Genomic DNA, 12,959 nt, shown 5'->3' on the forward strand with positions numbered 1-12,959 from the left:
TGGCCAGCGTGGCCGCGCTGCTCGCGGCCACGCTGGCCACGCCCGCCGTCCGGGCCGCCGACATCTACTCCTGCGTGGACAGCCACGGCCGGCGCATCACCGCCGACCGGCCCATCCTGGACTGCATAGACCGCGAGCAGACCGAGCTCACGCCCAGCGGCGTGAAGAAGCGCATCGGGCCCTCGCTGACGGCCGACGAGCGCGCGGCCCAGGAGGAGCAGGCACGGCGTGAGGCCGAGGAGCGCAACCGCCAGCTGGATCAGCGCCGGCGCGACCGCGCCCTGCTGCTGCGCTACCCCGACCGGGCCACGCACGACCGCGAGCGGCAGGCGGCGCTGGCCGCGGTGGACGCCGTGATCGCGACGGCCAGCAAGCGCGACGCCGAGCTGGTGCAGCAGCGCAAGAAGCTGGACGCCGAGATGGAGTTCTACGCCCGGGACCCCAAGAAAACGCCCGCGCGCCTGAAGCGCCAGATCGACGAGAACGAGCAGCAGCAGCAGGCGCAGACCCGCTACATCGCCACCCAGCAGGAGGAGCGGCAGCGCATCAACGAGCGCTACGACCGCGAACTGCAGCGCCTGGCCGAGCTCTGGACCGGCAAGGGCCCGTCGGCCCAGACAGCGGCACCCGCCGCAGCGGCGCCCGCGAAGGCACCCGGCAGCAACGCCCGCTGAGCCTCAGCCCAGGCGGCTGCGCAGCAGCTCGTTCACCTGGGCCGGGTTGGCCTTGCCCTTGCTGGCCTTCATGACCTGGCCGACCAGGGCGTTGAAGGCCTTGTCCTTGCCGGCCTTGAACTGGGCCACGTTGTCCGGGTTGGCGGCGATCACCTCGTCGACGATCTTCTCCAGCGCGCCGGTGTCGTTCATCTGCTTGAGGCCCTTGGCCTCGATGAGCGCATCCACTTCCGCGCCTTCACCCGCCCACAGGGCGTCGAACACCTGGCGGGCCGCGTTGTTCGAGACCGTGCCGTCGGCAATGCGGCGGATCAGCGCGGCCAGCGTGGCCGCGTCCACCTTGCTGTCCTCGAAGCCCGACTCGCCCGCGTTCACGCGGCGAGAGAGCTCGCCCATGACCCAGTTGCTGGCCAGCTTGGGCTGGCCGGAGGCCCTGGCGGTGGCCTCGAAGAAGGCCGCCATGGCCTGGCTCTGGGTCAGCGTGGTGGTGTCGTACTCGGGCAGCGCGTAGTCGGCCATGAAGCGCGCGGCCATGGCGCGCGGCAGCTCGGCCATGTCGGCACGCACCTGCTCTACCCAGGCGGGCGCCACCACCAGCGGGGGCAGGTCCGGGTCGGGGAAGTAGCGGTAGTCGGCCGCGTCCTCCTTGGTGCGCATGGCGCGCGTCTCGCCGGTGTCCGGGTCGAACAGCACGGTGGCCTGCTGGATGGCACGCCCGTCCTCCAGCTCCTCGATCTGCCAGCGGATCTCGAAGTCGATCGCCTGCTGCATGAACTTGAAGCTGTTCAGGTTCTTGATCTCGCGCCGCGTGCCCAGGGGCTGGCCGGGCTTGCGCACGGACACGTTGGCGTCGCAGCGGAAGCTGCCCTCCTGCATGTTGCCGTCGCAGATGCCGATCCAGGTGACGATCTTGTGCAGCTCGCGCGCGTAGGCCACGGCCTCGGCCGAGGAGCGCATGTCGGGCTCGGTGACGATCTCCAGCAGCGGCGTGCCGGCGCGGTTCAGGTCGATGCCGGACTGGCCGACGAAATCCTCGTGCAGGGACTTGCCGGCGTCCTCCTCGAGATGGGCGCGCACCAGGCGGACGGTCTTCTTCTCCCCGTCCAGGAAGAAGCTCACCTCACCGCCCTGCACCACCGGAATCTCGTACTGGCTGATCTGGTAGCCCTTGGGCAGGTCGGGGTAGAAGTAGTTCTTGCGCGCGAAGACGCTGCGCTCGGCGATCTTCGCGTTCACCGCCAGGCCGAACTCGATGGCGCGCTGCACGGCGCCGCGGTTCATCACCGGCAGCGTGCCGGGCAGCGCGAGGTCCACCGCGCAGGCCTGGGTGTTGGGCGCCGCGCCGAAGGCCGTGGGCGCACGGCTGAAGATCTTGCTCTGCGTGGAGAGCTGGGCGTGGGTTTCGAAGCCGATGACGACTTCGTAGCCGTGGATGAGTTTCATGGTCATGATTGGCCTTGCGCCGGGCCGCCCCAAGGCAGGCCGGCCCCCCCGGGGGGCAGCGAATACACGAAGTGACGCGCGTGGGGGCTCACAGTCCTTGGGGCGCGCGCAGGTGGAAGTCGGTGGCTTGCTGGAAGCGGTGGGCCGCGTTCAGCAGCTTCGCCTCGCCGAAGTAGTTGCCGATGAGCTGCAGCCCCACCGGCATGCCGTGTTCGCCGAAGCCGCAGGGGATGCTCATGCCGGGCAGGCCCGCGAGCGAGCCCGGCAGGGTGAAGATGTCGGCCAGGTAGTTGGCCACCGGGTCGGCCGACTTCTCGCCCAGCTTCCAGGCCACCGTGGGCGCCACCGGCCCGGCGATCACGTCGCAGGATTGGAAGGCCTGCTGGAAGTCGTCGGCGATCATGCGGCGGATCTTCTGCGCCTGCAGGTAGTAGGCGTCGTAGTAGCCGTGCGAGAGCACGTAGGTGCCCACCATGATGCGGCGCTTGACCTCGTCGCCGAAGCCTTCGGCGCGGGTCTTCCTGTACATGTCCTGCAGGTCGCCGTAGTGCTTCGCGCGGTGGCCGAACTTCACGCCGTCGAAGCGCGAGAGGTTGGAGCTGGCTTCCGCGGGGGCGATGATGTAGTACACCGGGATCGCCAGCTCGGTGCGCGGCAGGCTGATCTCGACCAGCCGGGCGCCCAGCTTCACGTACTCGGCCAGGGCGGCGTCCAGCGCGGCGCGCACCCCGGGGGCCAGGCCCTCGCCGAAGAACTCGCGCGGCACGCCGATGCGCAGGCCGTCCAGCGAGTCGCCCAGCGAGCGGCTGAAGTCCTCGGGCGGCATGTCCAGGGAGGTGGAGTCGCGGTCCGGGTCGGGGCCGCACAGGGCCGACAGCAGCAGCGCGCAGTCCTCGGCCGTGCGGGCCATGGGGCCGGCCTGGTCCAGGCTGGAGGCGAAGGCGATCATGCCGTAGCGTGACGCGCGGCCGTAGGTGGGCTTGATGCCGGTGATGCCGCAGAAGGCGGCCGGCTGGCGGATCGAGCCGCCGGTGTCGGTGCCGGTGACCGCGGGCGCCAGGCGGGCCGCCACGGCCACGGCGCTGCCGCCCGAGGAGCCGCCGGGAATGCGCGAGGTGTCCCAGGGGTTGCGGGCCGGGCGCCAGGCGGAGTTCTCGTTCGCGGACCCCATGGCGAACTCGTCGCAGTTGAGCTTGCCCAGGCTGACGCAGCCGGCGTCCGCGAGCCGCGCCACCACGGTGGCGTCGAAGGGCGAGCGGTAGCCTTCCAGCATGCGCGAGCCGGCGGTGCTGGGGAAATCGCGGGTGACGAAGATGTCCTTGTGGGCGATGGGCACGCCCGCCAGCGGGGTGGCGTCCCCCGCGGCGATGCGGGCGTCGGCGGCGCGGGCCTGCGCCAGCGTCACGTCCTCGTCCATCGCCAGCCAGGCGCCCAGGTCGTCGTGCGCGCGGGCCCGGGCCAGGAAGTGGCGCGCCGCCTCCTCGGCCGAGACCTGGCGCGCGCGCAGCGCGGCCGCCAGGGCCGCGACGGTCATGTCGTGCAGGTCGGCGCTCATTCGATCACCTTGGGCACGAGGAACAGCCCACGCTCCACGGCGGGGGCGCTGCGCTGGTTGGCGGCGCGGTCGTCGGGTTCGCTGGCCCGGTCCTCGCGCAGGCGCAGCTGCACGTCCTGGAGGGCGGCGACGGGGTGGGCCAGGGGCTCGATGCCGGCGGTGTCGACCGCGCGCATCTTCTCGACGATGTCGAAGAAGCCGTTGATCTGGGTGAGCATGCGGCCCGACTGCTCGGCGTCGAGCTCCAGCCTCGCCAGGTTGGCGATGCGGGCGATGTCTTGCGGGGTGAGCGCCATGGAAGGAATCAAGGGCAAAAGAGGGGGTGGAAGGTGGAAATTCCGCCCCGCCCGTGGCGGGGGTTCCACAGGGGATCGGGTATTATCCCGCCTTTGATGCAACGGGCGCCAAGGCGCCTTGATTTGCTGGGAAAAGTGAATGATCCGCTGGCTGGCGCCGCGTGCGCCCCCGGCCTTCCCGAAGAGGATTCCTGATGTTCGGAGCTTTCCGACGCTACCTGTCCACCGACCTGGCGATCGACCTGGGCACGGCCAACACCCTGATTTTTGTCCGGGACAAAGGCATCGTGCTGGATGAACCGTCCGTGGTGGCCATCCGCCACGAAGGCGGGCCCCAGGGCAAGAAGACCATCCAGGCCGTGGGCCACGAAGCCAAGGCGATGCTGGGCAAGGTGCCCGGCAACATCGAGGCGATCCGCCCCATGAAGGACGGCGTCATCGCCGACTTCACGGTCACCGAGCAGATGCTCAAGCAGTTCATCAAGATGGTGCACCCGCGCTCGGTCCTCAAGCCGAGCCCGCGCATCATCATCTGCGTGCCCTGCGGCTCGACCCAGGTCGAGCGCCGCGCGATCCGCGAATCGGCGCTGGGCGCCGGCGCGAGCGAGGTGTACCTGATCGAGGAACCCATGGCCGCGGCCATCGGCGCCGGCCTGCCCGTCTCTGAAGCCTCCGGCTCCATGGTGGTGGACATCGGCGGCGGCACCACCGAGGTGGGCGTCATCTCCCTGGGCGGCATGGTCTACAAGGGCAGCGTGCGCGTGGGCGGCGACAAGTTCGACGAGGCCATCATCAGCTACATCCGCCGCAACTACGGCATGCTGATCGGCGAGCCCACCGCGGAAGCGATCAAGAAGAACATCGGCTCGGCCTTCCCCGGCTCCGAAGTGAAAGAGATCGAGGTCAAGGGCCGCAACCTCTCCGAAGGCGTGCCGCGCTCCTTCACCATCTCGTCCAACGAGATCCTGGAGGCGCTGACCGACCCGCTGAACAACATCGTCTCGGCGGTGAAGAACGCGCTGGAAAGCACGCCGCCCGAACTGGGCGCCGACATCGCCGAGCGCGGCATGATGCTGACCGGCGGCGGCGCCCTGCTGCGCGACCTGGACCGCCTGCTGGCCGAGGAAACCGGCCTGCCCGTGCTGGTGGCCGAAGACCCGCTGACCTGCGTGGTGCGCGGTTGCGGCATCGCCCTGGAGCGCATGGAGCGGCTGGGCAGCATCTTCACCAGCGAGTGAGCCCCCTGCCGCGGCGGCTTGCGCCCCGCGGCCTGACCCTGCCTTCGCGACGGTGACACAATAGCGCGCGGCGGTGGGCGCCAGCCCCATCCGCCCAACGACGCGCCCCCACCTGCCATGCCCCTGGGCACCCTAGACCGGACACCGCCGCCCTTCTTCAAGCAGGGCCCGTCCGCGCTGTCCAAGCTGATGGTGTTCAGCGCGCTCGCCCTGTTCCTGATGGTGGCCGACACGCGCCTGCGCATCTCGCAGCCGCTGCGCGCCGGCGTTTCCACCGTGCTCTACCCGGTGCAGTGGCTGGTGCTGCGGCCGGTGCTGGCCGTGCGCATGGCCGGCGACTATTTCGAATCCTTGCACAGCGCCCAGGCCAGCGAGCAGGCCGCCCGGCGCAAGCTGGCCGAGCAGGGCCTGCGCGCCAACCAGGTCGAGCAGCTGCTGCAGGAGAACGCGCGCCTGCGCCAGCTGCTCGGCCTGCGCGAACGCCTGGCCGTCACGGCCACGGCGGCCGAGGTGCTGTACGACGCGGCCGACCCCTACACCCGCAAGGTCATCATCGACCGCGGCCTGGCCCAGGGCATCACGCCCGGCGCCCCGGTGGTGGACGAATCCGGCGTGCTGGGCCAGGTGACGCGCGTGCAGCCCCTGGTGGCCGAGGTGACGCTGGTGACCGACCGCGACCATGCCATCCCGGTGCTCAACACGCGCACCGGCGCGCGCAGCGTGGCCTACGGCGACCCCAAGTCGCCCCTGGGCACCCTGGAGCTGCGCTTCATGGCGGGCAACGCCGACGTGCAGCCGGGCGACCTGCTCACCACCAGCGGCGTGGACGGGGTGTACCCGGCCGGCCTGCCCGTGGCCCGGGTGACCCATGTGGAGCGCAAGGCCGACGCCGGCTTCGCGCGCATCTCCTGCGAGCCGCTGGCCCGCGTCGACGGCGCCCGCCATGTGATGGTGCTGGGCTCGCTGGCCCGGCAGCTGCCGCCGCGCCCCGCGCCCGAGGACGCGCCGGGGCCGGGCGGCCGCAAGGGCCCGGGAGCGCGCAAGTGAGGGAGCGCCGGCCATGATCATGCGCCCCGGCCAGCAGCTGCTGCTGCCCGCCAACCCGCTCTTCATCTGGGGCAGCCTGCTGGTGGCCCTGATGCTCGGCATGCTGCCGCTGGGCCGCACGCCCTGGATGCCCGACATACTGGCCCTGGTGCTGGTGTTCTGGAGCGTGCACCAGCCGCTGCGGGTGGGCATAGGCGCGGCCTTCCTGTTCGGCGTCGCCATGGACGTGCACCAGGCCTCGCTGCTGGGGCAGCACGCGCTGGCCTATACCGCGCTCAGCTTCTTCGCCATCACCATCCACCGCCGCCTGCTCTGGTTCACGGTGCCTTCCCAGGCGCTGCAGGTGCTGCCCCTGTTCGCCGCCGCGCACCTGATCGCGCTGGCCATCCGCATGCTCACCGGCGGTGCCTTCCCCGGCTGGAGCCTGGTGCTGGCGCCCCTGCTCGAGGCCGCGCTCTGGCCGGTGGTCAGCATCGTGCTGCTCGCGCCACAGCGCCGCGCGCCCGACCCGGACGAGAACCGCCCGCTGTAAGGGGACGCCGTGACCGAGCTGCGCAACGTCGAAGCCGACCTGTTCCGATTCCGGCTGCGCGTCTTCGCCGCCAGCCTGGTGGTGGTGGTGTGCTTCCTGCTGCTGGCCAGCCGGCTGGTGTACCTGCAGGTGATCCGCCATGCGGACCTGGCCGAACAGGCCGAGAACAACCGCACCGCCATCGTGCCCGTGGTGCCCAACCGCGGCCTGATCACCGATCGCAACGGCATCGTGCTGGCCACCAACTACTCGGCCTACACGCTGGAGCTCACGCCCGCGCGCCTGACCGAACCGCTGGACAAGGTCATCGACGACCTGGCCGGCGTGGTGAACATCGAGGCGCGCGACCGGCGGCGCTTCCGCAAGCTGCTGGAGGAATCGCGCAACTTCGAGTCGCTGCCCATCCGCAGCCGCCTCTCCGACGAGGAGGTGGCGCGCTTCGCCGCCCAGAGCTGGCGCTTCCCGGGCGTGGAGATCAAGGCCCGCCTGTTCCGCAACTACCCCTGGGGCGAACTGGCGAGCCACGTGATCGGCTACATCGGCCGCATCAACCAGAGCGAGAAAGCCGCGATGGAGGACTGGCCCGACGCGCAGCAGGCCAACTACCGCGGCACGGAATACATCGGCAAGCTGGGCATCGAGCAGAGCTACGAGGAACAGCTGCACGGCACCACCGGCGTCGACCAGGTGGAGACCTCGGCCGGCGGCCGCGCCATGCGCAAGCTGGCCAGCCACCCGCCTACGCCGGGCAACACGGTGAAGATGTCGATCGACATCAAGCTGCAGAACCTGGTGGAGCAGCTCTACGGCGACCGGCGCGGCGCCTTCGTCGCGATGGACCCCAAGACCGGCGAGGTGCTGGCCTTCGTCAGCAAGCCGACCTTCGACCCCAACCTCTTCGTCGACGGCATCGACCAGGAGAACTGGAGCGCGCTCAACGAGTCCATCGACAAGCCGCTGCTCAACCGGGCCCTGCGCGGCACCTACCCGCCCGGTTCCACCTACAAGCCCTTCATGGCCCTGGCCGCGCTGGAGACCGGCAAGCGCAACCCGGCGACGATCTACAACGACCCTGGCTACTTCTGGTTCGGCGGCCACAAGTTCCGTGACGACAAGGAAGGCGGCCACGGCGCGGTGGACATGTACCGCTCCATCGTCCAGTCCTGCGACACCTACTACTACATGCTCGCCAACGACATGGGCGTGGACACCATCCACGACCAGATGCAGAAGTTCGGCTTCGGCGAGCTCACCGGCATCGACATCGCCGGCGAATCGCACGGCGTGCTGCCCTCCACGGCCTGGAAGCGGGAGTACTACAAGCGGCCGGAGCAGAAGAAGTGGTTCGCCGGCGAAACCATCTCGCTGGGCATCGGCCAGGGCTACAACAACTTCACCATCCTGCAGCTGGCCACGGCCACGGCCACGCTGGCCAACGACGGCGTGAAGATGAAGCCGCACCTGGTGCGCGAGGTGCTGGACGTGGTCAGCCACAAGCCGGTGATCACGGCCGAACAGCAGGTGGTGGGCGAGCGCATCGCCAAACCCGAGAACATCGCGATCGTGCGCAACGCCATGGTGGGCGTGAACCTGGAGGGGACCTCGGCCGCGGCCTTCCGCGGCGCCGGCTACACCAGCGGCGGCAAGACCGGCACGGCCCAGGTGCTGACCATTGCCCAGAACGCGAAGTACAACGCCGCCCAGACGGAAGAGCGGCACCGCGACCATGCGCTCTTCACGGCCTACGCGCCCGCCGACAACCCGAGGATCGCGATCGCCATGATCGTGGAGAACGGCGGCTTCGGCGCCCAGGCCGCGGCGCCCATCGCCCGGCGGGCCTTCGACTACTACCTGCTCGGCCAGTACCCGAGCGAGGAAGACATCGCGGCGGTGAAGAAGGGCCAGGCCACCACGCCCATCGGCAAGCCGCGCAACGCGGCCGAGGTGGCCTGGCCGCCCGGCGCGGCCACGGGCGCGGCGCCGGCGGCGTCCGCGGCCTCGGCCAGCTCGGCGGCGGCCCAGCCCTGAGGCGGGCGCGCCGCCGCAGCGCTCAGCCCTGCCGCCGCTTCGCGACGCGCGGGAAGACCAGCCAGCAGGCCGACAGCACGGCCGCACTGCACAGCCCCAGGGCCAGCGCCACGCCGTCGGAGCCGGTGATGGCGTAGCCCACCAGCCCCAGGTCGATCGAGATGGCGAGCATCAGGGGCAGCAGTGCCCAGCCGATAAAGGCGGACGCACGGTCCAGCAGCCGCTGCGACACTCGGCCGCGCTCCACCTGGCGGTGGTAGGCGGCCGGCGTCATCGCCAGGCCGCAGGCCAGCGCCACCAGCGCCAGGGCAGCCAGGTGCAGGCCCTGGTGCCAGCCGTCGAACACCTCGTCGAAGCGCTGGCTGAAGACCGCGATGAGCTGGAAGCCGAACAGGGCCTGGATGCCGGGCAGCACCATCCGGGCTTCCTCGAGCGCGAAGCCGACCGCGTCCTTGAGCGCCACGGGCTGGGACTGCGCATCCTGGGCCATGCCCGGATCATCCGGCCCCTGCCCCAGCCGCGCCCGTAGGACGCCGCCGCAATGGACGCGCCAGGCCGTCCGGCTCAGCGTTGGCGCTGGGCCAGCAGCCAGTCGCCCACGGCGTCCGGCATGTGCCGCACGTGGCCGGGCAGGCGCCCGGCCGGGAAGCCGACGTGGCCGCCCCCCCGGGGCTGCCACAGGGTGACGCAGGGCCCGACCTCGCCGGGGCGCGGCAGGCTGGCGGCCGGCACGAAGGGATCGTTCAGGGCGTTCAGCGCCAGGGCCGGGATGCGGATGCGGTGCAGGTGCGGCTTGGCCGAGGCCCGGGCGTAGTAATCATGCACGCCGGCGAAGCCGTGCAGCGGGGCGGTGAACACGTCGTCGAACTCGAACAGGTCGCGCGCGGCGCGCAGCCGCGCGGCGTCGAACAGCCCCGGGTGCTGGCGCAGCTTGGCCAGTGCCTTGGGCTTCATGGTGCGCAGGAACATGGGGGTGTAGACCCGGCGGTTGAAGCCCTGGCTGATGCTGCGCGCGCCCTCGGCCAGGTCCAGCGGGGAACTGATGGCCGCGACCGCGTCCACCACCTGGCGCGCCGACTCGCCCGCCTCGGCGGCCCATCGCAGCAGGGCATTGCCGCCCATGGAGACGCCCGCCACCAGCATCGGCCCCCTGTGGCCGGCACGCAGGCGCGACAGCATCCAGCCGATCTCCTCGTGGTCGCCGGAATGGTAGGCGCGCGGGCCGCGGTTGAGCTCGCCGCCGCAGCCGCGGAAGTGCGGGATGGCGAAGGCCAGGCCGCGCTCGCGCGCGAAATCAGCGAAGGCCTCCGCGTAGTGGCTGCGCGAGGAACCCTCCAGGCCGTGCAGCAGCACCAGCAGCACGTCGCCGCGGGCGGGGCTGTCCAGCCAGTCGACATCGATGAAGTCGCCATCCGGCGTGTCCCAGCGCTCGCGGCGGTAGCGCGGCGGGGCGCCGAAGTGGCGGCGCGCGTACAGCGCCGGCCAGATGGTCTGCAGGTTGCCGCCGGGCAGCCACCAGGGCGCGCGGTAATCGAGCATGCCCGCGGGCCTCAGTGCAGCACCTGGGGCGCGCCGGAAATCTCCTGGATCTCGCTGGGCGTGCCGGGGCTCGCGTGGTGGGCCACCATCCGCCAGCCCTGGGCGGTCTTGTGGTACACGTTGGTGGCGATCACCCAGGCCTGGGCCGGGCCCTCGGGGCCCAGCACCTCCACGCGCTCGAGCACGTTGTGCACGGCGCTGGCCACCGCCACCGACTTGAAGGCGCGCTGCGGCCAGGCGCGGATGCTGCCGTTCGCGAACATGGCCTCGAAGGTGGCGCGTATGGCCACGGGGCCGACCACGCGCGGGCCGCCCGGGTGCACGCAGACGATCTCGTCCTCGTCCGCCCAGCAGGCCATCAGGCGCTCGATGTCGCCATCCTGGAGGGCTTCGTAGAAGGCGGCTTCCACCTCGTCCGCGTTGCCTTCGAGGTTGGCCGCCTGCAGCTTGGATTTCTTGGCCATGGGCTGGGCCGATTGTGCCGCGTTTCAGCCGGCGAGCCAGCGCGTCACCCCGGCACGCACCTCGCCCTGCGCCGCATGCCAGACGGTCTCCGAGGCCGCCACGTGGATGCCGGCCGGCGCCAGGCGCAGCGCCCAGGCCACGAACTCCGCCACCTTGGCGGCACGCACGGGCTGCTCGCTGCTGGGGATCATGTAGCGCAGCACGCCCAGCATGCCGCGCGCCACGCGCACCGGCAGGCTGGCGGGGGGCGGTGCGCCCGGCTTCTGCGCCGAGCGCACGATCAGCAGCCGCTCGAAGCCCTGGCCCACCACCGCGTGCTCGTCCAGCGAGGCCAGGCCCCGCTTGAGCGCTTCGGGCAGGCGCATCTGGGCGTGCGGCAGCACCACGGCCAGCGTGCTGACGCCGCAGCGGCGCAGCCAGGCCGCGAGCTCCGGCAGCTGCTCCGGCGCGGGGACCCAGAGCGCGCGCTCGCGCTCGTGGAACATGCGCGGCGGCTCGAACAGCACCACCGCGACCTCGGCCGCCAGCACCGGCCAGTGCGCCGGGCCGTCGGCCGGCAGCACGTGGGTGCGCACGTCGCGCAGGCCATCGCGCATGGGCTCGCGGGCCAGCACGTGCACGGGCCGGAAGGCGTGCGACCCGGCCAGCCGGCGCAACACCTCCTGGCCGAGCACGCCGGTGGCGCCGGCCAGAATCACGGAGGGGGCTTGAAGGCCAGGAGCGGACATCCATCTATGCTACCGTCCTGTTTCCATCGAGGAGGGCTCCCCCATGAAGCGCTGGCTACTCATCGTCCTCGCGGCGATCTCGCTGTCGGGCTGCGGCTACAACGACTTCCAGCGCCTGGACGAGCAGACCAAGTCGGCCTGGAGCGAGGTGCTGAACCAGTACCAGCGCCGTGCCGACCTCGTGCCCAACCTGGTCGCCACCGTCAAGGGCGAGGCCAACTTCGAGCAGGACACGCTGACCAAGGTCGTGGAGGCGCGCGCCAAGGCCACCGCCGTCACCGTGACGCCCGAGACCCTGAACGACCCGCAGGCCTTCCAGAAATTCCAGCAGGCGCAGGGCGAGCTGTCCAGCGCGCTCAGCCGCCTGCTGGTGGTCTCCGAGCGCTACCCGGACCTGAAGTCCAACCAGTCCTTCCGCGATCTGCGGGTGCAGCTCGAGGGCACCGAGAACCGCATCACCGTGGCCCGCAACCGCTACATCGAATCGGTGCAGGCGTACAACGTGCTGGCCCGCAGCTTCCCGAGCAACCTCACGGCGATGGTGTTCCACTACCAGCCCAAGCCGAACTTCACGGTCCAGAACGAGGCGCAGATCTCCGCGCCCCCGCAGGTCGACTTCGGCACCAAGAAGTAGCGCCATGGGCCTGCTGCGTGGCTGCTTGCACGCGCTGCTTCCCGCGCTGGCCGCGGCCTGCCTGCTGCTGGCGCCGGCCGCGGCCCAGCCGCTGCAGCCCGTGCCGGCACTGAGCGCCCATGTGGTCGACCTGACCGGCACCCTGGACGACCTGGAGCGCCAGGGCCTGGAGGAGAAGCTCACCGCGCTGGAGCAGGCCAAGGGCACCCAGATCGTGATCCTCATGGTCGCCACCACCCGGCCCGAGGACGACGCCAGCTTCGCCAACCGCGTGGGCAACACCTGGAAGATCGGCCGCAAGGGCGTGGGCGACGGCGTGCTGCTGCTCGTGGCCAAGGACGACCGCAAGATCCGCATCGAGGTCGCCAAGACGCTGGAGGGCGCCATCCCCGACCTCGCGGCCAAGCAGATCATCGACGACGCCATCCGGCCGGCCTTCCGCAACGGCGACTTCGCCGGCGGCCTGCGCGCCGGCGTGGACCAGCTCATCGCCCGCGTGAACGGCGAGGCCCTGCCGCCGCCCGCGGCCGGGCGCCACGGCGCGGCCCCGGCGCAGGACAACTTCCAGTTCAACGACCTGCTGGTGTTCCTGCTGTTCCTGGTGCCGGTGGCAGGGGGCCTGCTGCGCCGCATGCTGGGCCGCCCGCTGGGCGCGGTGGCGGCAGGTGCGGGCTTCGGCGCCGTGGTGTGGCTGGTCACCGCCAGCGTGGTCTTCGGCGTCCTGGGCGGGCTGGTGGCGCTGTTCATCACCCTGGTCTCGGGCTTCGGCGGCTTCCTGCC

General features: G+C 71.2%; 14 protein-coding genes. 7 read left to right on the plus strand and 7 right to left on the minus strand.

What is annotated here, in order from left to right; translation table 11 throughout:
• The coding region (locus IM725_RS18220; protein WP_321576217.1) for a DUF4124 domain-containing protein at positions 1-674 on the plus strand (674 nt) is incomplete at its 5' end.
• 3 nt (positions 675-677) lie between these two features.
• Here the strand turns inward: IM725_RS18220 and gatB are convergent.
• The 3 genes from gatB to gatC all read right to left on the minus strand — a co-directional run bounded on the left by gatB (position 678) and on the right by gatC (position 3,968).
• Positions 678-2,123, minus strand: coding sequence for an Asp-tRNA(Asn)/Glu-tRNA(Gln) amidotransferase subunit GatB (gatB, locus tag IM725_RS18225; protein WP_193782059.1), 1,446 nt, complete (start codon positions 2,121-2,123; stop codon positions 678-680).
• An 82-nt stretch (positions 2,124-2,205) separates the two neighbouring features.
• Positions 2,206-3,672, minus strand: coding sequence for an Asp-tRNA(Asn)/Glu-tRNA(Gln) amidotransferase subunit GatA (gatA, locus tag IM725_RS18230; RefSeq protein ID WP_193782060.1), 1,467 nt, complete (start codon positions 3,670-3,672; stop codon positions 2,206-2,208).
• Positions 3,669-3,968: an Asp-tRNA(Asn)/Glu-tRNA(Gln) amidotransferase subunit GatC gene (gene gatC, locus IM725_RS18235; protein WP_193782061.1), complete on the minus strand. Its 300-nt coding sequence runs from the start codon at positions 3,966-3,968 to the stop codon at positions 3,669-3,671. Before gatC ends, gatA begins: the two co-directional genes overlap by 4 nt.
• A 194-nt stretch (positions 3,969-4,162) precedes the next feature.
• Between gatC and IM725_RS18240 the strand changes: the two genes are divergently transcribed.
• The 4 genes from IM725_RS18240 to mrdA all read left to right on the plus strand — a co-directional run bounded on the left by IM725_RS18240 (position 4,163) and on the right by mrdA (position 8,813).
• Positions 4,163-5,206 carry a rod shape-determining protein gene (locus IM725_RS18240; protein WP_193782062.1) on the plus strand — a complete coding sequence of 348 codons (1,044 nt, stop codon included), beginning with the start codon at positions 4,163-4,165 and terminating at the stop codon, positions 5,204-5,206.
• 117 nt (positions 5,207-5,323) lie between these two features.
• Complete coding sequence (gene mreC, locus IM725_RS18245; RefSeq protein WP_193782063.1) at positions 5,324-6,253, plus strand: rod shape-determining protein MreC; 930 nt, start codon at positions 5,324-5,326, stop codon at positions 6,251-6,253.
• A 13-nt stretch (positions 6,254-6,266) separates the two neighbouring features.
• Positions 6,267-6,785 (plus strand): rod shape-determining protein MreD, encoded by a 519-nt coding sequence (gene mreD, locus IM725_RS18250; protein WP_193782064.1) that lies wholly within the window; start codon positions 6,267-6,269, stop codon positions 6,783-6,785.
• Positions 6,786-6,794: 9 nt separating this feature from the next.
• The gene (gene mrdA / locus IM725_RS18255; RefSeq protein ID WP_193782065.1) at positions 6,795-8,813 is read left to right on the plus strand and encodes a penicillin-binding protein 2; all 2,019 of its coding nucleotides are present in this window, start codon (positions 6,795-6,797) and stop codon (positions 8,811-8,813) included.
• A gap of 22 nt (positions 8,814-8,835) precedes the next feature.
• Here mrdA and IM725_RS18260 read toward each other — a convergent pair whose 3' ends face one another.
• From IM725_RS18260 to IM725_RS20665, 4 genes are all read right to left on the minus strand, one after another.
• The gene (locus IM725_RS18260) at positions 8,836-9,303 is read right to left on the minus strand and encodes a DUF6328 family protein (RefSeq protein ID WP_193782066.1); all 468 of its coding nucleotides are present in this window, start codon (positions 9,301-9,303) and stop codon (positions 8,836-8,838) included.
• Positions 9,304-9,377: 74 nt separating this feature from the next.
• Positions 9,378-10,352: a YheT family hydrolase gene (locus tag IM725_RS18265; RefSeq protein WP_193782067.1), complete on the minus strand. Its 975-nt coding sequence runs from the start codon at positions 10,350-10,352 to the stop codon at positions 9,378-9,380.
• A gap of 11 nt (positions 10,353-10,363) precedes the next feature.
• Positions 10,364-10,816 carry a YybH family protein gene (locus IM725_RS18270; protein WP_193782068.1) on the minus strand — a complete coding sequence of 151 codons (453 nt, stop codon included), beginning with the start codon at positions 10,814-10,816 and terminating at the stop codon, positions 10,364-10,366.
• Between the two features lie 24 nt (positions 10,817-10,840).
• Positions 10,841-11,515, minus strand: coding sequence for a hypothetical protein (locus IM725_RS20665; RefSeq protein WP_193782069.1), 675 nt, complete (start codon positions 11,513-11,515; stop codon positions 10,841-10,843).
• A gap of 73 nt (positions 11,516-11,588) precedes the next feature.
• Here IM725_RS20665 and IM725_RS18280 point away from each other — a divergent pair, with 73 nt between their 5' ends.
• Positions 11,589-12,179: a LemA family protein gene (locus tag IM725_RS18280; protein WP_193782070.1), complete on the plus strand. Its 591-nt coding sequence runs from the start codon at positions 11,589-11,591 to the stop codon at positions 12,177-12,179.
• A gap of 4 nt (positions 12,180-12,183) precedes the next feature.
• Positions 12,184-12,959, plus strand: a 776-nt coding sequence (locus IM725_RS18285; RefSeq protein WP_193782071.1) for a TPM domain-containing protein, incomplete at its 3' end; no start/stop codon positions are given.

Source organism: Ramlibacter aquaticus, assembly GCF_015159745.1.
Taxonomy (GTDB): domain Bacteria; phylum Pseudomonadota; class Gammaproteobacteria; order Burkholderiales; family Burkholderiaceae_C; genus Ramlibacter; species Ramlibacter aquaticus.